Here is a 24339-nt window from a genome sequence, read left to right as displayed (position 1 = left end):
CTTAGGTACAATTTTTGCCGTTATCACATGTGATAACGGTAATTCTAAATAGTAACAGAACACTATGCTTAAACAATTCACCGCTTTTATTCCAATGGTATTGGGTTTGGTAGCTTTGGGCGCAGCCCAAGAGACAAAGATCTATACCCATGAACAGAAAGCATTTCAAGACGCGCTAGCGCTATACAACAACGAACAATATCAAGCCGCACAGACTATTTTTGACAAGGTCAAGGTGTCAACAAAAGATGAGGAAACCGCTGCCAATAGCGCCTATTATTCTGCCAACGCGGCAGTGCGCTTAAACCAGATGGGTGCCGATAGGTTGATGGAAGATTTCGTTGAAAAATATCCTACGTCCACTAAACGTAACTCTGCTTATGCCGATGTGGCGGAGTATTATTTTCAAACAGGAAAATATCCATACGCCTTAAAATGGTACAACAAAGTAGATCAAAGTTCTCTTTCTCGTGGAGAGATGGATAAGTTCAACTTCAATTATGGGTATTCTTTATTTTCGTCTCGCAAAACAAAAGAGGCTGAAAAATATTTGGAGAAAGTAACGACCTCTCAGGTTTACGGTTCACAGGCAAAATATTACTTAGGTTATATTTCTTATCAGCAAGATGACTATGAAACTGCAAACCAGCGTTTTGATCAAATTACGGATCAAGATGTGTTAGAGGAAAAGTTGAGTTATTACCAGGCTGATATGAACTTTAAGCTGGGTAAGTTTGAAGAGGCTATTGCATTGGCAAAAAAGCAATTGCCAAAATCTGACCGACGTGAAGTATCTGAATTGAACAAGATTATTGGGGAAAGTTACTTTAACCTAAAGCAGTATGAAAACGCCATACCTTACCTTACGGAGTATAATGGTAAAGGCGGTAAATGGAGCAATACCGATTATTACTATTTGGGCTATGCCTATTATAAAGGTGGTGATTATGCGAATGCCATTGCCCAATTCAACAAAATTATTGGAGGTACCAATAGTGTTGCACAAAATGCATACTACCATTTGGCAGAATGTTATTTAAAGTTGGATAAAAAGCAGGAAGCTCTGAACGCTTTCCGTAATGCATCTCAAATGGATTACAGTGCGGAAATTCAAAAAGATGCATTCTTAAATTATGCACGTTTAAGTTATGAAGTGGGTAATGCCTATGAGCCGGTACCGCAAGTAATTACCAATTATTTGAAAACCTATCCTAAAGATGAGCATCAAGAAGAGATGCAGACCTTATTGGTGGATTCATACATTACCTCAAAGAACTTTGAAGGTGCCATGCAATTGTTGGAGGAGAATAAAAACTACGCCAGTAAATCGGTATACCAAAAAGTAGCTTATTATAGAGGTATTGAGCTTTTTATGGAAGGCGATTATAATGCGGCTTCAGAGAATTTTTCCAAATCATTGGGCAGTGCGGAAGACATGTTGTTCAAGGCCCGTGCCGATTATTGGAAAGCGGAGTCCGATTATTTGTCCAACCGTTTTGATGATGCGGTAAAAGGGTATACGGCATTTAAGAACAACCCGTCTGCACAAAGTACGGAAATGTATACCGATGTTGATTATAATTTGGCATACGGATATTTTAAGCAGAAAAATTATAATGAGGCCATTACCTATTTCAACGCATTTACGTCTAATGGTAATGCCGATGTAGAAAAATTAAATGATGGTTACCTACGTTTGGGCGATAGTTATTATGCGACCAGTAAATACTGGCCTGCCATAGAAACATACAATAAAGCTTTGGCTTTAACAGGACCTGAAAAAGATTATGCCTTCTACCAAAAAGCAATGAGCTATGGTTACGTGGACAGAGGTGCTAGCAAAATTGAAAACCTTGAGGAATTTGTAAGCAAATTTCCTAGATCAAGCTTTAGGGACGATGCTTTGTTTGAACTGGGTAATACGTATGTAGCCCAAGGCCAAGAGAGCAAAGGTCTAGAGGCTTATGATCGTTTAATCAGTGAATATAGGGCCAGTTCATTGGTGCCACAGGCATTAATGAGACAAGGTTTGGTCAATTATAACGCTAGCAGAAATGAGGCTGCATTGGCTAAATTTAAAACCGTGGTTAGAGATTTCCCAAAAACGCAAGAGGCTATACAGGCGGTTGCTACGGCAAAATTGGTCTATGTGGATATGGGGCAGGTAAACGAGTATGCCGAGTGGGTACGCGGATTGGATTTTGTAGAGGTAACCGATGCCGAATTGGATAATGCTACTTTTGACGCTGCCCAAAAACAGAACTTGGAGGGTAATGTTGATGCCGCTATTAAAGGGTATAAGAATTACATTCAACAGTTCCCAACAGGTTTACATGCCGTAGATGCCAACTTCAGTTTAGCTCAATTATATTTTGGAAAAGGAGATAAGGAAGCTGCTTTACAGTATTACAAATACGTGGCGGATAGAAGCACGAGCGAGTATGCAGAACAGGCATTAACACGTGTATGCGAGGTCTATATCTCTAAAGACGATTACCAGATTGCATTGCCATATTTGTTAAAATTGGAGAGTCAGGCCAATATTCAGCAGAACAGAACTTTTGCGCGTTCCAATTTAATGAAAGGGTATTACAAGCAAAAGAACTATCCAAAGACATTGGAATACGCGGATAAGGTATTGTCTACCCCAAGTATTGACGACAGAATAAAGAGCGATGCGCATATTATGATCGCCAGATCAGCCATTGCTACAAATGATGAGGCAAAGGCTAAAGCGGCCTATGCAGAAGTTTTAAAAATAGCTTCTGGTGCCACTGCTGCAGAAGCATTGTATTATGATGCTTATTTTGAGCATAAAGACGGTGCTTATGAAAATTCAAACGTAGCGGTTCAAAAATTGGCTAAAGATTATGCGGCGTACAAAGAATGGGGCGGTAAAGGTTTGGTGTTAATGGCTAAAAACTATTATGCCTTAAACGATGCCTACCAAGCAACCTATATCTTAGAAAGCGTAATAACCAACTTTACGCAATACCCGGAAATTGTTGCCGAGGCTAGAGCGGAATTGACCATTATAAAGTCAAAAGAGGCCAAGAGCAATTCATCTGTAGATCCTAATTAAAAGATTCACGTACACCAGTAAAAGAACACCTATGTACAACAAACATATATTTACGCTTATATTTTTAACGCTTGGCTTTCAAGTTACCTTTGCTCAAGAAGAGGAAGAGAAAGATTTGGGTACGGAAACCGTAACGGTGACCAAAGCCTACACGCCAACCGTTTCAGATGCTTTTAAAATTAAATCGGTACCAAACATGAACGATTCTATCGTTCTTCAGAAAAAACCGATCAATTACAGCATATTTTCTGTTCCGGTAGCATCTACGTTTACGCCTTCTAAAGGAACGGCATCTAAAGTAGAAAAATTACCTCCTCCGGTTTTATATAATTCATATGCTTCATTGGGCGCCGGATTGTATGGTAATGTTCTGGGCGAGTTTTATACGAGTAGAACTATAAATAGAGATGAGAATTTTGATATTGGTTTCAACCATTTGTCTTCTCGTGGTGGAATCAACGGTGTAGAGCTTAACGATACCTTTTATGATACCAGGTTAGATGCATCGTATGCAAAAAGAGATAGGGATTTAGATTGGGGTGCGGCCATTGGGTTGCAACATCAACTGTATAATTGGTACGGTATTGAACCCGGTGTGTTCAGTGAAACGGTTATTAATAGTATTGATGAACGTCAAAATTATTACATGGGTGAAGTAAGTGGTCACATAAACGTGGAAGATGCTTATTTTAAAAGGGCCGATTTAAAGTATAGAAGATTTTTTGATGCCGTAAGTTCCGGTGAAAACAGGGCAATTTTCAATACCGGATTTGAGTTTCCAATGAACGAAGAAACCTTTAATGCTAAAGTAAAGTTGGATTATGTTGGTGGTACATTTGAAAATGCCAGTGTTAGTAGTGTTGACAATGATAATGGTATTTCTTATGGCAATTTGCAGGTAGGTGTAAATCCGTCTTTGACCATGTTGCGTGATGATCTTTCCTTGAATTTGGGAGTAAATTTGGTCTACGGAATGGACTTGGAGAACAGTGAAAGTAATTTCTATATCTATCCGGCAGTAACGGCTTCATATAGGCTGTTAGATGAAACCGTAATTGCTTATGGTGGGGTAACAGGGGAGTTAAAACAAAACTCGTACTATGATTTTGTAGAAGGTAACCCTTTTGTTTCGCCAACGTTGACCATTGCGCCAACAGATAGCCAGTACAATGCTTATGTAGGTTTTAAAGGGCAATTGTTACCTAATTTAAGCTATAATGTTAAAGGGTCATATACCGCCGAGAACAATACACCTTTGTATACTTTAAATCCGAGAAACGATTTTAGGTCAGATGATAAAGGATATTACTATGGTAATTCATTTGGTTTGTTTTATGATGATATAAAGACCTTGGGTATTTTTGGGGAGTTGAATGTAGATGTTAACCGTAATTTTACCGCAGGTGCAAATGTTGAGATCTATGATTATAATACAGAAACGGGCAACCCGGCATGGAACCTTCCAAATTTACAGGCTTCTTTGTTTATGGATTATCAAATAGGTGAAAAATGGTATGCTGGTGTTAACTTGTTCTATGTTGGTGAGCGTGAAGATTTTTCATCCACGGTAGTACAAAATGCACAACCAAGTGAATTTCCTGCAACCCTTATTACTTTAGATGGGTATTTTGATGCCAACGCCCATGTTGGATATCGTTATACAGATCAATGGTCGTTCTTTATAAAGGGAGCCAACCTTTCAAATAACGATTATCAACGTTGGTCTAACTTTCAGGTACAAGGAATTCAAATTTTAGGAGGCGCAACCTATAAGTTCGATTTTTAACAACAATTCATTTATAAATGAGAACGCCTAAGTGTCGGATGCTTCTGATACTTAGGCGTTTTTGGTTTTAGAATATTTTTAACACATTAAAACAAACCTCAAATAGTTCACTTCGTAAGTATGGGCAATTCAACTATTAAACCCAATATAAATTATGAAGAAATCTATTTTTTATTTAGCAATACTTATAGGTGCCCTTTTCATTGCTTCTTGCAGTGATGATGATGACGCCATCGTAGATATGAATCCAGATGCCACCTGTGATGATGGTGTAATGAACGGTGATGAAACCGGTATTGATTGTGGTGGTTCTATGTGCGAACCTTGCGGAGACGGAATGACCGTTTTAGGACGTAGAACTGATCTTTTTGTTACCAATAACGAAAACGGAAACATATCAAGATATAGCGTTACCGGAGATTCTTTGGTTACATATATGACCACAACTACGGCTGCAGAGGGTATTTATTATGATGCTACGGCCGATATGGTCTTTCAGGCATCTAGAAGCGACTTACAATTAGAAGCATTTGCGGACATTAATACATTAATTGATGGTGATGCCATTACTTCTTCCTTTACAGGAGCGGCAGATTTAGAAAGCCCAAGAGAATTAGCGGTAAACGGAAGTTCTTTTGTAGTGGCCGATAATGGGTCTAACAAATTCTTTGTATATGAAAATACAGGCAGCGGATTTACACTGATGAATACCGTTGAAGTGCCGTTCCCGGTTTGGGGTATTACTTTTAAAGGTGATGATTTATACGCTGTTGTTGATACTACGGGCGACTTGGCAGTTTATTACGATTTTCTTTCTAACGCCAACTCGGCTATTTTAAGACCTTCTAAAAGAGTTACTATTGAAGGTATTGTAAGAACACACGGTATTACTTATGATGGTACGGACGATGTTATGGTATTGACCGATATTGGTGATGCTACAGATGCAAACACAGATGGTGGTTTTCATGTAATTTCAGAATTCTCATCAAAATTCGATGCATTATCAGATGGTGAATTATTACCCATAGGAATGCAGGTAAGAGTAGCGGGTTCATCAACTTTAATGGGTAACCCTATTGATGTTGCCTACGACTCTGAAACCGATGCGGTATATGTTTCTGAAATAGGAAATGGAAAAGTATTAGGATTTACCTCTATAGGTTCTGGTGGCGATGTGTCTCCGTCTTTCAACAAAGATTTGGCAATGGCTTCATCTATTTATTTCAGTAGTGATGAAACAGATGGTAACACAGGAGATTCTAGTGACGCTAGGGCAACAAGATTATATGCTACGAGTACTGCCAATGGTGATGTAAGTATTTATGACGGTTCTGGTATGCTAACTAAAACTGTTGCTACAGGTTCTGATGCTACAGAAGGTATTTATTATGATGCTTTTAATGATGCTATAATACAGGCTTCAAGATCTGGCTTGGCGTTGGAGTTTTATGGTAGTTTTTCTGCTGTAACCGATCTTGCAAATATTGCTGCAGATTTTTCAGGTAGTGCGGAGTTGGCCAGCCCTAGGGAAATTGCTGTCTTTGGTAATAAGGTGGTAGTGTCAAGTAATTCGGAAAATAAATTCTACGTATATGAATATAACGGTTCTAGTTTTAGTTTGTTGAATACTTTTGATGCCGGTTTTAACACTTGGGGAATTACTTTTATGGGCAATAGCTTATTGGCTGTAGTAGATAACACAAGTGATTTAGCTGTGTATGACAATTTCTTGACCGCTTTTTCCGCTGATGGTGCTATTACACCAACAAAAAGAATTAGGGTAGACGGTATTGTAAGAACACACGGTATAGATTATAGCGAAGCTGATGATGTGTTGGTGATGACGGATATAGGAGATGCTGCAGATGCCAATACAGATGGTGGTTTTCAAGTAACCCAAGATTTTGCGGCTAAATTGGCAGCAATAAATGACGGCGGTTCATTGGCCTTGTCCGAGCAAACAAGAGTTGCCGGTTCTTTAACCGAAATGGGTAACCCAATAGATGTAGCTTACGACCACAAAACAAAAACAGTGTTCATTGCAGAGATAGGTAACGGTAAGGTACTTTCCTTCTCAGATGCTTTAAATGCTAGTGGTAATGTGGCACCAGCGGTTAGTAATGATCTTGCTTCTGCTGCATCAATTTACTTATACAACAATTAAAGGTTAAAGTAAGGTTTGGTTTTTATTGTTAGTAAGGCCCTTCTTTGAGATGAGAAGGGCTTTTTTTATGTGTAAAATTTGGCAAAACGGCCATATTTTATCTTTTCTGTATTTTAGGGAAACTATTTAATGCGCATGTTAACTATAAGACCATATCTAAATCTTCTGCTTTTGCTTGCGCTGTGCATACCATTTTTTTTAGCGAGTCAGAATTTGGTATTGAACCCTAGTTTTGAAAACTATAAGCAATGTCCCGTTGCATTGGGCAATTTGGAAAAAGATGTGATACATTGGAAAATGCCCACTAAAGGGACTACGGATTATTTCAATGGTTGTAGTATAGACATGGGTACTCCAGAGAATTTTAATGGTAAACAACCTGCAGATTTCGGTGAAGGCTATGTCGGATTTTATATGTACGCCCCCAATGACTATCGTGAATATATTGAAGCACAATTAAGCACTACGTTGGTAAAGGGCGAACACTACACAATTTCTTTTTATGTAAGCCTGGCGGAACGATCAGACTTTGCGGTCAAGGAATTTGGTATCCGTTTTACCGAGCTTCCTGTTGAAGTTGCTACGAGCAAGGTTTTGTCTGGCTTACATTATGCCCAACTAAAAGGAGAAAAATCCAAAGAGCTAGTAATATCCTATTCCAAATACTATTCCGATGAAATTAAGTGGGTGAAATTGACCACCACCTATGAAGCCAACGGAACCGAAAACTTTATGGTCATCGGTAATTTTAAAAACAATAGGCGCACACAGAAATATCAGACCAAAAGGGAAATAACAAAAGGTTCTTACTATTATTTAGATATGGTCTCTGTGCACAATGTGAACTCAGAACCGTTAAGTGATCATGTTCAATTAAGAGAATACAAGTTAGACAGTATTCATGTTTTTAAAGATGTGTATTTCAATTCTAACAAAGCTAAGATAAGAGGAAACCATCAACTGGAAATGGAACTATTGCTTTCTTACTTGAAGAAAAATTCTACTGTTCATATTGAAATACGTGGACATACCGATGATATTGGCTCTGATAGTTTTAATCAAAAATTGTCAGTAAGACGTGCAAGCGAAATCGTTGGCTATTTGACTGAAAACGGAATAGGCATAAATAGGATATCCTCCATAGGTTTGGGTAGTTCATTACCAATAGCCACCAATAAAACGGAAGCCGGTAGATTTCTCAACCGGCGTGTAGAATTTGTACTTCGTAATCCTAATTAATAATCTGAATATTCTGTTGGGTACAATAGGTGAATATCTGCGTGACTAACAGTGTTTTGGTATTTGTCTAACACAGAAATTTCCTTCCATTTATCGGACGATCCAAAATTTTTCCAAAGAGCATCTCTTTTTTTCATGTTACTAAATGTTGTCATATACATGAGATTGGGCATCTTATCTCCAGAAATGACATAGGCATAAAAAACCGCATTAAAACCTAAACTTTCAAAAAGTTTCACTTCGCCGCCCTCGTTGAACATATCTACTTTTCTACGGTACATGGCTTCTGTTGGTCCTTCGTAACTTCTAAGTTCATATACTCGGTTTGCTCGTGGACCATCTACCGTGCTGGGTTTCATTTTTGGCATATCGGAAAATGCACGTAACAACACTGAGCTGATGCGTTCATAAGGTTTGTTGTCGTGCGCGGCATTAATGTATTCATCACCCGCGGATAAATGGGTTTTATCTACCGCAAGCATAGCTTCTAATTTATTGAACTCCGCCAAGGATTGAAACGGAATTAATACGTAGATTTTATTGCTTATTGTAAACTTGCCGGGTATTACCTTAAAGACACCAATATTGTTGATTCCCATTCTTTTTAACGCTGGTAGGTAGGCATTTTTTAGGTAATGGTCTACCATATTTTCTTGAGTATCGTTCTTTATGGTATATGTTTTTAGTTGGTAATATTCCTGTTCTTGTGCAAAACTTGTAAATGAGCCGCAAGTAATAAAAAACAATAAAACGATTGATAGCGTAAACCTATACTTCATGAAATTTGAATTTGGATTAAAACAACAAGTTAATGATAAAATGAACGATTACGATGCTGTACTTTTGTACCAGTATAGTTTCTATGGCCAATATTTTTCAAAAACCGCTTATTGATCCAGCCAAGAGCCCTGTGTTTTATGGCTACGTTATTCTTTTTATAGGTACTATTGGGATTTATTGTAGTATACCCGGGCAAACTATTGGTGTCTCTGTCTTTACCGATCCCGTGAAAGATGCCTTGGGGCTTAGCCGTAATCAATTTAGTAATGCCTATATGATAGGTACCATTGTCAGTTCCTTGGTCATTGGTAGGGCAGGTGTTTGGTTTGACACCTATGGGGCGCGTTATGTAGCTTTCTTTGCTGCCATAACTTTGGGTGTTACTTTATTCTTGTGCTCTTGGTCTGCAATAATGAGTTCTTATATAAAAGATTTATTATCGGTAGATACTTGGATGGTGCCCTTTGTATTAATGACCGTATTGTTCTTTATGCTTCGTTTTGCGGGTCAAGGGGTTTTGACCATGGCATCTAGAAATGTAATTATGATATGGTTCGATAAAAATAGGGGTAAAGTCAACTCATTTAGTAGTGTGGCACTTTCCTTTGGGTTTTCTTCTTCGCCCTTGTGGGTAAATTCGCTTATTGAAGGTTATGGATGGGAAAGTACTTGGCAATTTTTAGCCATTGGGCTTTTACTGTTCAGCATATTTATTTACACTTTCTATAAAATTTCTCCAGAGAAGCATGGTCTATTGCCAGATGGTGCAAAGTCGCTTTCAACTGAAGACGAAAAACAAAAAGTAGTTACAAAGCAGTTTACCCTTACCGAAGCTAAAAAGGAAAGGGCTTTTTGGATGTACGGACTTACACTTGCCTTTAACAGCTTTTTTATTACGGGACTTACCTTTCATGTGGTGTCTATTTTTACACATGAAGGTTTTGCCAAGGAAGATGCCATTTCTATTTTCTTGCCAGGATCTGTAGTAGCGGTTACCGTTTCTACTATATTCAATTTTTTAAGTGATTATCTACCATTGAAATTGTATTTGTATCTAATGTTATTGGGTGGTTTTCTGGCTTCTTTAGGGTTTTTATTGTTGTCTACAGCTGCTGGCGTACCTATGTTAATTGCCGGTTTTGGTATCCTGGGCGGATTCTTTGCCGTTTTGAATGCCGTAGCTTGGCCAAGGTTTTTTGGGAGGGCACATTTGGGAAGCATAACCGGTAAAATAATGAGTTTTTTAATATTGGCAAGTGCTTTGGCGCCTAGTATATTTAGCCTTTGTCTATCAACCTTTGGGTCTTATGAAATGGTTGGTTATTTGGGTTTGGCATTCTTGCTTTTTCTGGTTATCGGATCTTTGAAAGCCAATAATCCGCAGTAAAAAAATCATTTTTAACTTTATCGGTCAACATATTGTGGTTCAAGTAGAAATCAATCTATCTTTACAAAAACACTACAAATGGATTTGAATTTAGCGGTACTGATAGATGGGGATAATATACCTTCTGCCTATGTAAAAGAAATGATGGAAGAAATTGCCAAATATGGCAACCCTACCATTAAACGTATTTATGGCGATTGGACCAATCCGCGTTTGGGAAAATGGAAAAACGTACTGCTGGAGAATGCCATAACACCTATTCAACAATATGGGTATACCCAAGGTAAGAATGCAACCGATTCTGCTATGATTATCGATGCTATGGATATCTTATATTCTGGTAAAGTAAACGGATTTTGTATTGTAAGTAGTGATAGTGATTTTACGAGACTGGCAACAAGATTGCGAGAAGCAGGCATGCAGGTTTTTGGAATTGGTGAACGCAAAACACCCAATCCATTTATTGTGGCTTGCGATAAGTTCATCTATATTGAAATTCTTAAAAGTAGAAGCGAAGAAGAAGCTGCGGATAACAATAAGACCCCTACTGAAAAAAATACCGTTGATAAAATTACCCCAAAGGCATTACGCTTTATTGCCACCACTATTGACGATGTAGCCGATGATGACGGATGGGCTTTTTTAGGTGATGTTGGTAGTTTGCTTCAGAAAAAGCAACCCAATTTTGATTCTCGTAATTATGGATTTCAAAAATTGACGCCTTTGATCAATTCCATCCCACATTTTGAAATTGAAAGACGTGAAGACTCCAAAGGGCGTAAAAAATTAATTTACGTAAAAATTAAGGAGAAGGTTTCTTCAAAGGCAAAAAAGTAAAACAAAACTGTATTTCACTACTATTGTTTTAAAACGATCATATTAGTTTGTATTTTTCAGTACAAATTAAAATGCTATGTATCGTAAGCTGTGGTTTTTGGCTGTTGTTATTATTTTGGGGTCATGTAAAGAATCCTCAAAAAAAGAGCAAGTAAATTTAGAAAGACCAATTGCTGAGGTGTTTGCTGAATTTTATGAATTCAAAAAAGGAATTAATCCTATAGAGGCTACCAAAGCTGGTTATTATGAGTATAATGACACCATAGCCAATTACATTTCAGACGACTATATTTTACATTTAAAAGATCGGTATACCTACTTCTTAGAGGAGTTAGGTAAGTATGACTCCACTCAGATCAGTGCGGAAGACTACATGAGTCTACGCGTAATGCAATGGGATTGTAATGTAAAACTAGAAGGTGTCATGAATCCTATGGTTACTGTGGCATCACCAATTTATGATCTGCCCAGTTTTGAGTTAATGCCCCTTTTTCAAATACAATCGTTGCATTTGTACGTGGCGCAATTGGCAGGTGGTACCAGTGTTCAGCCTTTTAAAAGCATAGAAGATTATAATAACTGGCTCAGTAGATTAGAGGATTACCTTATTTTTTTAGATACTTCAATAGAAAAAATGAAGGTGGGCCTGGACAAAGGTATAGTATTGCCAAAGGTATTGACATTAAAAATGTTGCCGCAAGTTCGTTCTTTTATAGATGTTCCATTAGAAGATAATTTATTCTTTAAACCCGTTTTAAATTTTCCGGATGGTATATCTGATGTAGATATGGATATTCTGAAAAGTAACTATGAAGATTTTATTCAAGAGAAGTTGACACCCAAATATGTGGAGTTAGATGATTTTTTAACAAATGAGTACTTGCCTAAATGTAGAGCGTCTAGCGGCTTGCTAGATTTGCCAAATGGTAAGGAGACGTACAAGTATTTAATTAAATTACATACGACTACGAATATGAGCGCAGATGAAATTCATGAATTGGGTTTGTCTGAAGTAGATCGTATTTCCAAAGAGATGGAAGCTATTAAAAATGAAATTGGATTTACGGGGGATTTAAAGTCTTTTTTCAGTTCTCTTAGAAATAAGAAAGAATTAATGCCTTTTTCTAAACCAGAAGAGGTTATAGAAAATTTTAATGCCATTAATGACCGCATAGCCGTGCGTATAGATTCTTTATTTAATTTAACCCCTAAGGCAGGTTTCAATGTACGAAGAACGGAAGCGTTTAGAGAAGCATCTGCCAGTGCCGAGTATGTGCCTGGATCAAAAGATGGTTCTAGGGCAGGTATTTTTTATGTGCCAATTCCAGATGCAAAGGCGTATAATATGGTTCATGATGAGGCATTGTTTTTACATGAGGCCATACCGGGCCACCATTTTCAATTAAGCTTACAGCAAGAGAACAATAGTCTTCCAGAGTTTTTACATCCTGAAAGTATGGGTGTGTTTGTAGAAGGTTGGGCTCTCTATGCAGAGTCGTTAGGCAAGGAATTGGGAATTTATACTGACCCTTATCAATATTTTGGTATGTTGAGTATGGAGATGCATAGAGCTATAAGATTAGTGGTAGATACCGGTATTCATGCAAAAGGCTGGAGTAGGGAGAAAGCCATACAATATTCTTTGGATAACGAGGCAGAATCTGAAGAAAGCATAATTGCTGAAATTGAACGTTATATGGCAACACCGGGGCAAGCCTTATCTTATAAAATGGGTCAATTAAAGATCAGACAATTGAGAACTAAGGCAGAAAAAGCTTTGGGAGACAATTTTAATATAAGGGATTTTCATAGTCAGATATTAAATTCTGGGAGTTTGCCTTTGGTATTATTAGAAGAGAAGATAGATAATTGGATCGCACAACAAGAAATGTAAGGTGCTTAAAGACCAATCAACAGGTGTAATAATCAATGAGAATCAACGTTTAGAAATTATAGTTTAACATAGCCATTAATGAAGACCATTAAATTTATAGTTCAAGTGATAGCGCTTTGCGTTGTTTTGTGCTCTTTTACAACTACGGAAAATTATCCGTATAAAAATTCTGTTGCAAAAGAAACGATAGCTTTGATAAGTACAGATTCTGTTTTGGGAGTTTGGAAATATACTATGACAAATGTGGATGCACCTTATGAGAAAGGTATGTTCTTTATTACCCAAAAAGGTGATTCCTATGATGTTGCCGTAAAACTTGGAACCGGTATGCTTACAGGGCAAGATGTGGTGGTTAAGGATAATGGTATTAATTTCAATGTAAATTTTGAAGGGCTAAAACGTGTGTCGTTTGTATTGGTCGTAGAGAATGATAAAATTGTAGGAGAAAGTTATTCTGCAATAGGAACCAGTGAAATTTTTGGTGTTCGTCAACTACCTGGACAATAAATATTTAAAACTTTAGGAAAAAATACTTAGTTTTCAATATTATTTGAAGCATGCATATTCATGTTTGCTTTATAATGTTGCTAACTAACTATTCTATTTTGAAAAAACTACTTCCAATGCTACTTGTTATTTTAACAGGTTGCGAACTCATGAAAGAAAAAGTTGATCTTGTTATTGTAAATGCAAAGGTCTATACTGTTGATGATTCTTTCTCAGAAGCCCAAGCTTTTGCCGTTCAAGACGGTAAGTTTATTGCTGTGGGTACTACAGATGAAATTAGGGATGTGTATACCTCTGATCAGTTGATAGATGCTGATGGTAGGGCAATTACCCCTGGATTAATTGATGCACATTGCCACTTTTATGGGTTAGGACTTAATCAACAACTTGTAAATTTAGTAGGTACCAAGAGTTTTGACGAGGTATTGGAACGTGTTAAGGAGTTTCATGCAGCAAATCCTAAATCATTTTTGAGGGGTAGAGGCTGGGATCAGAATGATTGGGAGGTTAAAGAATTCCCTACTAAAGCCGAATTAGATACTATTTTTCCTGATATTCCTGTTGCATTGGAACGTGTAGACGGTCATGCTTACTTGGTGAATCAAAAAGCATTGGACATGGCGGGTATTGATTGGAGTACCAAAGTGGAAGGTGGTGAAATTGTGAAGAAATGGGAGAATGGCTATTCTGGTATTACCGGAGTTTTGGTTGATAACCCTATGCAACTGATCGATAGTATTATGCCTTCACCAAGTTTAAATGATAAAATTAAGGCATTGAAAGATGCTGAAAGAATTAGTTTAAACCACGGTCTAACTACTGTCAACGATGCAGGTTTGGATAGAAGTACCATAGAGCTTATTGATAGTTTGCAGCAGGCCGGTGAGCTATCCATAAAGATCTATGCAATGGTCAGTAATAATAAGGAAGATGTTGATTATTATATAAACAAAGGACCAATTAAAACCGACCGATTGAACGTTAGGTCTGTTAAGGTTTATGGTGATGGGGCATTGGGTTCTAGAGGCGCGGCGCTAAAAGAAGAGTATAGTGATTTGCCCAATCATTTTGGTGCTATGATAACCCCTGTAGATGAAATTGAAGCTCTGGCGGAAAAATTGGCACGGTCGGAATACCAAATGAATACCCATGCAATAGGTGATTCTGCAAACGTTGCTGTGTTGAGAGCTTATAAAAAAGTGTTACAGGGCAAAGAGGATAGACGTTGGAAAATTGAGCATGCCCAAGTATTGACCGATAACGATTTTGATTTTTTTGAAAGCGGAATAATTCCATCAGTACAACCTACACATGCTACCAGTGATATGTATTGGGCGGAAGATCGTTTGGGAGACAGGGTAAAAGGGGCTTATGCTTTTAAGACCTTATTGAACAAGGCAGGTACTATAGCGTTGGGAACAGACTTTCCGGTAGAGGATGTTAGTCCGTTTTTAACCTTTTATGCAGCCGTGGCCAGACAAGATACGAGTGGATATCCAAAAGGAGGTTTTCAAATGGAAGAAGCCTTGACAAGGGAAGAGACTTTAAAAGGAATGACTATTTGGGCAGCTTATTCAAATTTTGAAGAAGAAGAGAAGGGAAGTATAGAACCTGGTAAATCTGCCGATTTTGTAATCTATGATAAAGATATGATGACCATACCATTAAATGAAATTCCCACTATAAAGGCAGAACAAACGTTTATAGATGGTATTGTTAGATAATAGAGATGCATAAAAAAACCTCGGTCTAAGACCGAGGTTTTTGTTTTAATACTGTGTACTTTAAAATTACATTGTAATTGGTACTGCAACTCTTGTCTTATCCCAGCCCATTACTAAAGATGTACCACCTTTAGCATCTTTAAATGCAATCGAGAATTCTTCTAATGAAGCGCTATCAGAACCATTAGGTACTTTTACACGTGCAACATCTGCAGATTCATCATAAAAATATGAACCCCATTGGTTTAAATTCTTATTTAAAATTACGGTCCACTCTTCTTCACCAGGTATGGTGAACAATGAATAGGTACCAGCTTTGATATCTTTACCTCCAAAATTAACATCCTTGTAGAAAGTAATTTCCGGGGCTTCGTTGGCACCAGTTCTCCATACCTTTCCAGTTGGAGCCAGTTCGTCCATAGAACGGCCTTTTAATTGAGGTCTGCCGTAAATAATACGAACCGCTTTTTCAGAAACTTTGTAATCTGTTGGGTAAGCAGCCATATCCATAGGGCTTTTGTCAATACCAGAGAAATCTTGAGCAGATACCGAAGTGGTCATCACTACAGCTAACATTAATGTTGCGAGTGTAAATACTTTTTTCATAATTATTGTTTAGTTTTTTTCTAGGTCATAAAACTAAGCAGTTCCTTACAGTGATATTTATAAAAAGAAGTTAAATTTTGGAAAGTTACATTTCGCCATATTTAGAACGTTAATTGCTTCTAAAACCTATCATATATAATATAAAATGAATTTTATAATTACAATTTGTAAGCATATTTGGAATATATGTTTGTTAATTGAAACTACAACTAGATATTTGTATCATAATTGATATAATAATTAGATTATGTGTGGAATAGTATGTGCATTTGATGTTAAGGAAAGTACTGAAGTACTTAGACCTCAACTTTTAGAAATGTCAAAAAAGATTAGACATAGAGGTCCGGATTGGAGTGGTATCTATGCTGATGATAAAGCCATTTTAGCTCATGAGCGTTTGGCAATTGTAGATCCAGCTTCTGGAAAACAACCATTATTGAGTCCTAATGGTAAATTGATATTGGCTGCCAATGGTGAAATATATAATCATAGAGAATTACGTAAGCAGTTTGAAGGTAAGTACGATTTTAAAACGGAGTCTGACTGTGAGGTTATATTAGCGCTTTATCAAGAAAAAGGTGTTGATTTTATTGATGAAATGAACGGAATTTTTGGTTTCACAATTTATGATGCGGAAAAGGACGAATATTTTGTAGCTCGTGATCATATGGGGATTATTCCATTATACATGGGATGGGATAAAAATGGTACTTTCTATGTAGCATCAGAATTAAAAGCTTTAGAAGGTACATGTACTAAAATAGAGTTATTTCCTCCGGGGCATTATTTACATAGTTCAGACGGTGAACTTAAGAAATGGTATTCCAGAGATTGGATGGAGTATGATGCGGTTAAGGAAAACGAAACCAGTATTAAGGAAATTAAAGAAGCCTTAGAAGCTGCCGTTCATAGACAATTAATGTCTGATGTGCCTTACGGTGTCTTATTGTCTGGTGGGTTGGATTCTTCGGTTACTTCCGCAATAGCTAAGAAATATGCGCAAAAGCGTATTGAGAGTGGAGATACTGCAGATGCTTGGTATCCACAATTACATTCGTTCTCGGTAGGTCTAGAGGGATCTCCAGATTTAGCTGCTGCACAAAAGGTGGCTGATCATATTGGAACCGTACACCATGAAATTAAATTTACTATACAAGAAGGTTTAGACGCTATAAAAGATGTAGTGTATAACTTAGAAACTTATGATATTACCACCATTAGAGCTTCTACGCCTATGTACCTTATGGCGCGTGTCATAAAATCTATGGGTATTAAAATGGTACTTTCCGGTGAGGGTGCAGATGAGTTGTTTGGCGGATATCTTTATTTCCACAAAGCACCTAATGCACAAGAATTTCATGAAGAAACCGTACGTAAGTTAAGTAAGCTGCATATGTATGATTGCTTAAGGGCGAACAAGTCTTTGGCTTCATGGGGAATAGAAGGTAGAGTTCCTTTCTTGGATAAAGAATTTATGGATGTTGCTATGCGTATCAACCCTCAGGATAAGATGATCAACGGTGAGCGTATGGAGAAGTGGGTCGTAAGAAAGGCTTTTGAAGATATGTTACCAGAAAGTGTTGCATGGAGACAGAAAGAACAATTTTCTGATGGAGTTGGGTATAGTTGGATAGATACTTTGAAAGAAGTGGTAAACCAAGAGGTGAGCGATGAGCAATTGGCGAACGCTAAATTTAGATTTCCATTACAGACACCTACATCAAAAGAAGAATTTTATTACCGTTCCATATTTGAAGAGCATTTTCCTTCAGACGCTGCTGCGTTATGCGTACCTCAAGAAGCTTCTGTAGCTTGTAGTACTCAAATTGCTCTAGAATGGGATGAAGCATTCAAGAACATGAACGATCCGTCTGGTAGAGCGGTTGCATTTGTTCATGATGATGCATACGTTAAGCAATAGGGTTTGAATTAGTCATTAATACTTATTGTAAGAACCCGTCTAATTCTTTAGACGGGTTTGTTTTTTTATGAATTGTTTCATCATTGCTTAGATGTCATTGATCATCTGCTTTAGCTTTTCTTTTGATTCACCGGTTTTTTCTTGTATTCTTCCCAGTAATTCATCAGACTTACCTTCAGCATATGTTAGATCATCATCTGTAAGGTCACCATACTTTTGCTTAAGTTTTCCTTTTGCGATATTCCACTTTCCTTTAAATTGTTCTTCATTCATGATATATTGTTTTTAAGATTATACCTCTAAGTTAATGGTCACATGTAAAGGAAATCTTAATAAATCACCATTATGATCAATAACGCAAACATTGATTTTTTTACCGTTAATTTTGAGAAGTTTTGTTGACCGGGTGTATCATTTTTATGTTGTTTTGCACATTTAATAGATAGTTCCGGTCATTTGGTATCTATAAATGAAGTCTTGGTTGTATTATTTAATGTTTTCAATACAACCATACTTAACATTGATACTTTAGGTAGCTCTGTTTTTTAGGATAAAATCTCTAATTTTCCACAATAATTGTTGATAACTTGCCATTGCCCAATTACTAGGAAGGCTATATTTCATGGGGTATTGCGTATATTTGTAAGATTGCAAAATTTGAAGTAAAACAACCTTAATTTTATGAGCGAAGAAGCAAATAAGAAAAATTATTCGGCAGATAGTATTCAGGCCTTGGAAGGTATGGAGCACGTACGTATGCGTCCATCCATGTATATAGGTGATGTTGGGGTCCGTGGTTTGCACCATTTAGTATATGAAGTAGTCGATAACTCTATTGATGAGGCTATGGGAGGTCATTGTGACAACATTAGCGTTATCATAAATGAAGATAATTCCATAACTACAAGAGATAACGGTAGGGGTATTCCTGTAGATTTACATAAAAAGGAAGGTGTTTCTGCACTTGAGGTTGTAATGACCAAGATCGGTGCCGGTGGTAAGTTCGATAAAGATTCTTATAAAGTATCGGGTGGTCTTCACGGTGTTGGTGTTTCGTGTGTAAACGCTCTTTCTGATCATTTGACCGCTACGGTTTTTAGGGACGGTGTAATTTGGCAACAAGAATATGAGCGTGGTAAGGCTTTATATCCGGTAAAGAGAATAGGTGAGACCGAAGATAGGGGTACAGAAGTTACTTTTCATCCGGATAATACCATATTCACCCAAACTATTGAATATAGTTATGAAACCTTGGCAAATAGAATGCGCGAGCTTTCTTTCTTGAACAAAGGGGTTACTATTAGTATTACCGATAAACGTCAGAAAGACGAAAAAGGGGAATACGTTGGTGAAACATTCTTTTCCAATGAAGGATTAAAGGAATTTGTTAAGTTCTTAGATGGCAACCGTGAGTCCTTAATACAAGGGGTTATAGCAATGGAAGGGGAGAAAAACGATATTCCTGTTGAGGTTGCTATGATTTATAACACCAGTTATACAGAAAATCTTCATTCGTATGTAAATAACATTAATACTCATGAAGGTGGTACACATTTATCAGGATTTAGAAGAGGTTTGACTTCTACCCTGAAAAAATATGCCGATGCTTCTGGTATGCTGGATAAATTAAAATTCGAAATTCAAGGTGATGATTTCCGTGAAGGTTTAACGGCAATTGTGTCTGTTAAGGTTTCTGAGCCGCAATTCGAAGGTCAGACAAAAACCAAATTAGGAAACCGTGAGGTTTCTGCAGCAGTGAGTCAGGCAGTATCTGAAATGTTGACAGATTACCTAGAGGAGCATCCAGATGATGCTAAGACCATTGTTCAGAAAGTAATTCTTGCGGCGCAGGCTAGACATGCAGCTTCTAAAGCTCGTGAAATGGTTCAGCGTAAGAATGTAATGAGTGGTGGTGGTTTGCCAGGTAAACTATCAGATTGCTCTGAGCAGGACCCAGAAAAGTGCGAAATATTCCTAGTTGAGGGAGATTCGGCGGGTGGTACCGCTAAAATGGGTCGTGATCGTAATTTCCAAGCGATCCTACCGCTTCGAGGTAAGATTTTGAATGTTGAGAAAGCCATGCAACATAAGGTTTTTGAAAACGAGGAAATTAAGAATATGTATACTGCCCTTGGTGTTACCATAGGTACAGAAGAGGATAGTAAAGCATTGAATCTAGAGAAGTTAAGATACCATAAGGTAGTCATCATGTGTGATGCCGATGTTGATGGTAGCCATATTGAAACCTTGATTTTAACATTCTTCTTCCGTTATATGAGAGAATTGGTAGAGAATGGGCATATTTATATTGCTACTCCACCTCTTTATCTGGTTAAAAAAGGTCAGAAAAAGAGATATGCTTGGAGTGATAAAGAACGCGATGAAATTGCAGATAGCTACAGTGGTGGTGTAAGTATTCAAAGATATAAGGGTCTTGGTGAAATGAACGCTGAACAATTATGGGATACAACCATGAATCCTGAATACAGAACATTGCGCCAAATAACGATAGACAACGCAACTGAAACCGATCGTGTTTTCTCAATGCTTATGGGTGATGAAGTACCACCTAGAAGAGAATTTATTGAGAAGAATGCTGTTTATGCAAACATTGACACATAGAAAATACCTATTACACAACAAAAACCTGCGTCTACGGCGCAGGTTTTTTAGTTTTAGGTAAAATTTGAATCATGAAGAATTTATTTACGTGTGTTTTTCTAGGGGCATGTTTAACTACTGTTGCTCAGGCAGATTTTAATAATGTACTAGCTGCCGGAGTTGAAGATGCAGAACGATTTACGACCGATTATATGGCACCACTCTCTGAAAGTGTGGTATATAGTATGTCAACCGGGTGGTATAATACTGCGGATGCAAAACCCTTGGGCGGATTTGAAATTTCTATTATCGGTAATATCACGGGCTTTAAGAACAAGGAGGATAAGAAAACTTTTATCCTAGATCCCAGTGATTATGAGAATTTAGATTTTGTGGAAAACCCAGGTGTGGCCAGAGAAGTGTCAACGGCTTTAGGGGATATTTCTGGAACTCAGGTTTATGTAGAAGGTGAGGTATTGGGAGTAACCGTTAGAGAAACATTTGAGCTGCCATCGGGCTTGGCAGGTGAAAATATCGATTTTGTACCGTCGGGTTATTTGCAAGCAAGTGTTGGTGTTATAAAGGGAACTGAAATTAAAGCAAGGTTTTTGCCTAAAATGGAATATGAAGATGCATCTATCGGACTATTTGGCTTAGGTATACAACACGATTTTACGAAATTGTTGCCTGCGGATAAAATTTTACCAGTGGCAATTTCTGCCGTTATTGGGTATACGAATATCAATGGTGATTATGATTTAAGTAATGCCAGGTTAATAGAAGGTGAAAATCAACGTATAGAGGCAGAAATCAGTAGTTGGGCATTTGGTGCTGTAGTATCTACAAAGTTGCCTATCATTAATTTTTATGGAGGTGTAAATTATATTACTGGTAAGTCGGTAACAGATGTTTTAGGAACGTATAGAGTTAATAGTGGACCATTTGAATCTGAAACTTATGAAGATCCTTTTTCGATCGTAAAAAAAGTAAATGGGGTAACAGGTACTTTGGGAACGAAACTAAAATTAGGTTTCTTTAGGCTGAATGCTGAGTATAATCTAGGAGAATTCAATACTGCTACTGTAGGTATAAATTTTGGTTTTAGGTAAATCAAAAGTAAATAATATCAAGGTTTAAAAATCAAGTATTGAGGATTTTGGGTTCATCCCTGTTCCAGCGTTGTATTAAGAGATGCTAAATAGTATTGATTTTGAGATAAATCAGGCTTTTGATATACCTTGATTTTTAAACTTGAACTTGAATTCTCTTGTTTCCGACAACCAACAAATAGAGAACACATAGGAATAAAAAAGACTGCCCAGATCCCTCCGGACAGCCTTTTTCCCATGGCCCTGTTAAAATCGTTTATTCCCTTATTGCCAAGGTGGCACCATCTTTCTTTTGAAGGTAAACATTCTCTTCAGAAGATTTTATGGTGATAATATTATTGGGCTTTCCTTCTAGACCTTTATACTCAACCGTATAAACATCGTCTTGTTTAGACCAGTTAAAGTCTGTTTTTAAGGTAATGGTAGAACCTTCAATTTCATGATATCTACCAAGAAAGACATCATTAAAAATCCACTCTTTACGAATAGTTTGTTTAGAAGAGCTTTCAGTTACGGTCAAATCGGATTGTGACCAAATTCCAATGATGGGATCGGTGTTTTGTTCAATGCGAGAACAGTTCGCAAGAAACACAATGGCACATATGGCCAACAAAGAGAGGAACTTCTTAGTCATAAGTAGGTTAATTTTATGGTGGATTTGGGATCCATAGTATTTAACGTGACTAGTTTCGGCTTATTATTAAAATTCGATGTATGGTCACTATTTGACGATTTCTTCGTTAAAGCGTAATTTTTTTTAACAAAATGTGCATTTTATCGATGTTTTTAATCACTTTTTCAGTTAATTAAATCAAGTGGCTAGTAGCATAATTCGTCAATAAATACCTATTTTTGAAGTGAAAATTCAATACACATAAGATGGCTATTCCATTTTATATATAATAATTCATAAAATAATAATAAATGAAAGTTACAGTAGTTGGTGCTGGTGCAGTAGGTGCTAGTTGTGCAGAATACATTGCCATTAAAGATTTTGCATCAGAAGTGGTTATTTTGGACATTAAAGAAGGCTATGCGGAAGGTAAAGCAATGGATTTAATGCAAACTGCGTCATTAAACGGTTTTGATACAAAAATAACAGGTAGCACAAACGATTATTCTAAAACGGCCGATAGTCATGTTGCGGTAATTACATCTGGTATTCCAAGAAAACCAGGTATGACCAGAGAAGAATTGATCGGTATTAATGCAGGAATCGTAAAAACGGTTTCTAGCAATCTTTTAGAGCATTCTCCTAATGTCATCATTATCGTAGTAAGTAACCCTATGGATACTATGACGTACTTGGTACATAAAACTACTGGTTTACCAAAGAACAGAATAATAGGTATGGGTGGTGCTTTAGACAGCGCACGTTTTAAGTATCGTTTAGCAGAGGCTATGGAAGCTCCTATTTCTGATATAGACGGTATGGTAATTGGTGGTCATAGTGATACCGGTATGGTGCCATTAACATCTCATGCAACCAGAAATAGCATACGTGTGTCTGAATTCTTATCAGAAGAAAGATTACAACAAGTAGCGGATGATACTAAAGTAGGTGGTGCAACTTTGACCAAGTTATTAGGTACTAGCGCTTGGTATGCTCCTGGTGCAGCAGTTTCTTCTATGGTACAGGCAATTGCTTGTGATCAGAAGAAAATGTTCCCTTGTTCTACATTGCTTGATGGTGAATACGGTCTTAAAGATATCTGTATTGGTGTTCCTGTAATTTTAGGTAAAGACGGTATAGAGAAAGTAGTTGATATACCTTTAAGTGATGCTGAAAAAGCTAAAATGCAGGAAAGTGCTGCTGGTGTAAGTAAAACTAACGGACTTTTAGAGCTGTAGTTAATACCGCTAAATCATATTTGAACCCTTTGTGACATTGTTGCAAAGGGTTTCTTTTTCTAAGAAGATAGGCTTCAGGTACATATATTGTAAAAAAATATACTACCTAGCATATTTTTCTTTTTATATTTGCCGCATGAATGCAAAATGGTGCGTAAGTACTTTATTTATTATTCTAGCCCTATTAGGGTTATGTCAAGAGCAAAAGAAAGCTTCTAATCAACAAATTTCATTGGAATTTGCTGATGTGGAATTAGCTTCAAATACTGCCCATGATGAAATATTGGCTGTAATAACTAAAAAATTACAGGTTTTAGGTGTCGATACCATTGAGGTAATAGAGAATGACGAAACACAATTAAGTATTCGTTATTACAGTGATGTTGATGCTGAGAGCGTTAAAAAGTTTCTTTCACAAGAAGGTCGGTTTTTAGCGAATGAAGATGAAATTCCAACCGAAGATGATTCTGATGGACTACCCGGTCAATATAATCTGGTTGTTTTAGATCTTCATCAGCATACTGATAATGGATATCAAATAAAAGCCACACTTGTTGCTGGTCAAGATCATAATTTTGATTCCAAGGTTATTCCGGTAGTACCGCCTTTAACCAATAAATTTACTTTAGAGTTCAATGCTACTGTAGAATTGGCTCTTAAAATCAATAGTAAGGTTGCTATTGTTGCAAATAATACTTCACATCAAATTCCAGAGGTAAGGGCAGGACCCACCTGGATCAGAAATAGCTAAACTACAACATCTAATAAGACGTAATTATTTTGCGAAAAAGTATTGCGCCTAGATTTTTAAACTACTTAATAAGTATAATCAACATAAATTAAATAAA

Annotated in this window: 18 protein-coding genes; 14 read left to right on the top strand and 4 right to left on the bottom strand. The window is 37.1% G+C overall.

The genetic code is table 11. The annotated features are described in order from the left end of the window. The first annotated feature begins 64 nt into the window (after window positions 1–64). The 4 genes from VBZ51_RS01640 to VBZ51_RS01625 all read left to right on the top strand — a co-directional run bounded on the left by VBZ51_RS01640 (window position 65) and on the right by VBZ51_RS01625 (window position 8274). Entirely contained in the window at window positions 65–3082 is a 3018-nt protein-coding gene (locus tag VBZ51_RS01640; RefSeq protein ID WP_416575850.1) for a tetratricopeptide repeat protein, read from the top strand. A gap of 31 nt (window positions 3083–3113) precedes the next feature. After that, the gene (locus tag VBZ51_RS01635) at window positions 3114–4868 is read left to right on the top strand and encodes a TonB-dependent receptor (protein ID WP_416575849.1); all 1755 of its coding nucleotides are present in this window, start codon (window positions 3114–3116) and stop codon (window positions 4866–4868) included. A gap of 154 nt (window positions 4869–5022) precedes the next feature. Continuing rightward, the gene (locus tag VBZ51_RS01630; RefSeq protein WP_416575848.1) at window positions 5023–7035 is read left to right on the top strand and encodes a hypothetical protein; all 2013 of its coding nucleotides are present in this window, start codon (window positions 5023–5025) and stop codon (window positions 7033–7035) included. Window positions 7036–7170: 135 nt separating this feature from the next. Next, the gene (locus tag VBZ51_RS01625; protein WP_416575847.1) at window positions 7171–8274 is read left to right on the top strand and encodes an OmpA family protein; all 1104 of its coding nucleotides are present in this window, start codon (window positions 7171–7173) and stop codon (window positions 8272–8274) included. On the opposite strand, the gene VBZ51_RS01620 is transcribed toward VBZ51_RS01625, so the two are convergent. Then, a complete protein-coding gene (locus VBZ51_RS01620; RefSeq protein ID WP_416575846.1) occupies window positions 8271–9053 on the bottom strand; it encodes an NIPSNAP family protein in 783 nt (260 codons plus the stop codon). The two genes, VBZ51_RS01625 and VBZ51_RS01620, sit on opposite strands and share 4 nt — an antisense overlap. A 53-nt stretch (window positions 9054–9106) precedes the next feature. Between VBZ51_RS01620 and VBZ51_RS01615 the strand changes: the two genes are divergently transcribed. The 5 genes from VBZ51_RS01615 (at window position 9107) to VBZ51_RS01595 (ending at window position 15403) form a co-directional block, all read left to right on the top strand. Continuing rightward, window positions 9107–10441, top strand: a complete 1335-nt coding sequence (locus tag VBZ51_RS01615; RefSeq protein WP_244745003.1) for an MFS transporter — start codon at window positions 9107–9109, stop codon at window positions 10439–10441. A gap of 78 nt (window positions 10442–10519) precedes the next feature. Further along, window positions 10520–11278 (top strand): NYN domain-containing protein, encoded by a 759-nt coding sequence (locus VBZ51_RS01610; RefSeq protein ID WP_058103672.1) that lies wholly within the window; start codon window positions 10520–10522, stop codon window positions 11276–11278. Window positions 11279–11354: 76 nt separating this feature from the next. Beyond that, complete coding sequence (locus VBZ51_RS01605; RefSeq protein WP_416575845.1) at window positions 11355–13172, top strand: DUF885 domain-containing protein; 1818 nt, start codon at window positions 11355–11357, stop codon at window positions 13170–13172. A gap of 78 nt (window positions 13173–13250) precedes the next feature. Continuing rightward, on the top strand, window positions 13251–13679 hold the full coding sequence (locus VBZ51_RS01600; RefSeq protein WP_074672511.1) for a hypothetical protein: 429 nt from the start codon (window positions 13251–13253) through the stop codon (window positions 13677–13679). Window positions 13680–13777: 98 nt separating this feature from the next. After that, window positions 13778–15403 (top strand): amidohydrolase, encoded by a 1626-nt coding sequence (locus VBZ51_RS01595; RefSeq protein WP_416575844.1) that lies wholly within the window; start codon window positions 13778–13780, stop codon window positions 15401–15403. Window positions 15404–15469: 66 nt separating this feature from the next. Here the strand turns inward: VBZ51_RS01595 and VBZ51_RS01590 are convergent, their stop codons facing one another. Next, on the bottom strand, window positions 15470–16009 hold the full coding sequence (locus VBZ51_RS01590) for a DUF2911 domain-containing protein (RefSeq protein WP_058103669.1): 540 nt from the start codon (window positions 16007–16009) through the stop codon (window positions 15470–15472). Between the two features lie 247 nt (window positions 16010–16256). Here VBZ51_RS01590 and asnB point away from each other — a divergent pair, with 247 nt between their 5' ends. Beyond that, the gene (gene asnB, locus VBZ51_RS01585; protein WP_058103668.1) at window positions 16257–17930 is read left to right on the top strand and encodes an asparagine synthase B; all 1674 of its coding nucleotides are present in this window, start codon (window positions 16257–16259) and stop codon (window positions 17928–17930) included. 87 nt (window positions 17931–18017) lie between these two features. Here the strand turns inward: asnB and VBZ51_RS01580 are convergent, their stop codons facing one another. Continuing rightward, a complete protein-coding gene (locus VBZ51_RS01580) occupies window positions 18018–18203 on the bottom strand; it encodes a CsbD family protein (RefSeq protein WP_058103667.1) in 186 nt (61 codons plus the stop codon). A gap of 408 nt (window positions 18204–18611) precedes the next feature. Here VBZ51_RS01580 and gyrB point away from each other — a divergent pair, with 408 nt between their 5' ends. Both gyrB and VBZ51_RS01570 read left to right on the top strand, forming a co-directional pair. Continuing rightward, on the top strand, window positions 18612–20552 hold the full coding sequence (gyrB, locus tag VBZ51_RS01575) for a DNA topoisomerase (ATP-hydrolyzing) subunit B (protein WP_091606230.1): 1941 nt from the start codon (window positions 18612–18614) through the stop codon (window positions 20550–20552). A 71-nt stretch (window positions 20553–20623) separates the two neighbouring features. Next, window positions 20624–21640 carry a DUF6588 family protein gene (locus tag VBZ51_RS01570; RefSeq protein WP_099189404.1) on the top strand — a complete coding sequence of 339 codons (1017 nt, stop codon included), beginning with the start codon at window positions 20624–20626 and terminating at the stop codon, window positions 21638–21640. 256 nt (window positions 21641–21896) lie between these two features. On the opposite strand, the gene VBZ51_RS01565 is transcribed toward VBZ51_RS01570, so the two are convergent. Then, on the bottom strand, window positions 21897–22274 hold the full coding sequence (locus VBZ51_RS01565; RefSeq protein ID WP_416575843.1) for a hypothetical protein: 378 nt from the start codon (window positions 22272–22274) through the stop codon (window positions 21897–21899). 290 nt (window positions 22275–22564) lie between these two features. Between VBZ51_RS01565 and VBZ51_RS01560 the strand changes: the two genes are divergently transcribed. Together VBZ51_RS01560 and VBZ51_RS01555 are read left to right on the top strand one after the other, a co-directional pair. After that, a complete protein-coding gene (locus tag VBZ51_RS01560; protein WP_416575842.1) occupies window positions 22565–23491 on the top strand; it encodes a malate dehydrogenase in 927 nt (308 codons plus the stop codon). Between the two features lie 136 nt (window positions 23492–23627). Next, window positions 23628–24242 (top strand): hypothetical protein, encoded by a 615-nt coding sequence (locus tag VBZ51_RS01555; protein WP_074672518.1) that lies wholly within the window; start codon window positions 23628–23630, stop codon window positions 24240–24242. Window positions 24243–24339 lie beyond the last annotated feature (97 nt).

This window comes from Maribacter sp. HS, assembly GCF_048059195.1.
GTDB classification, from domain to species: Bacteria; Bacteroidota; Bacteroidia; order Flavobacteriales; family Flavobacteriaceae; genus Maribacter; species Maribacter dokdonensis.
Note: the sequence above shows the minus strand (reverse complement) of the source record. Positions and strands in the feature narration are given on the sequence as shown.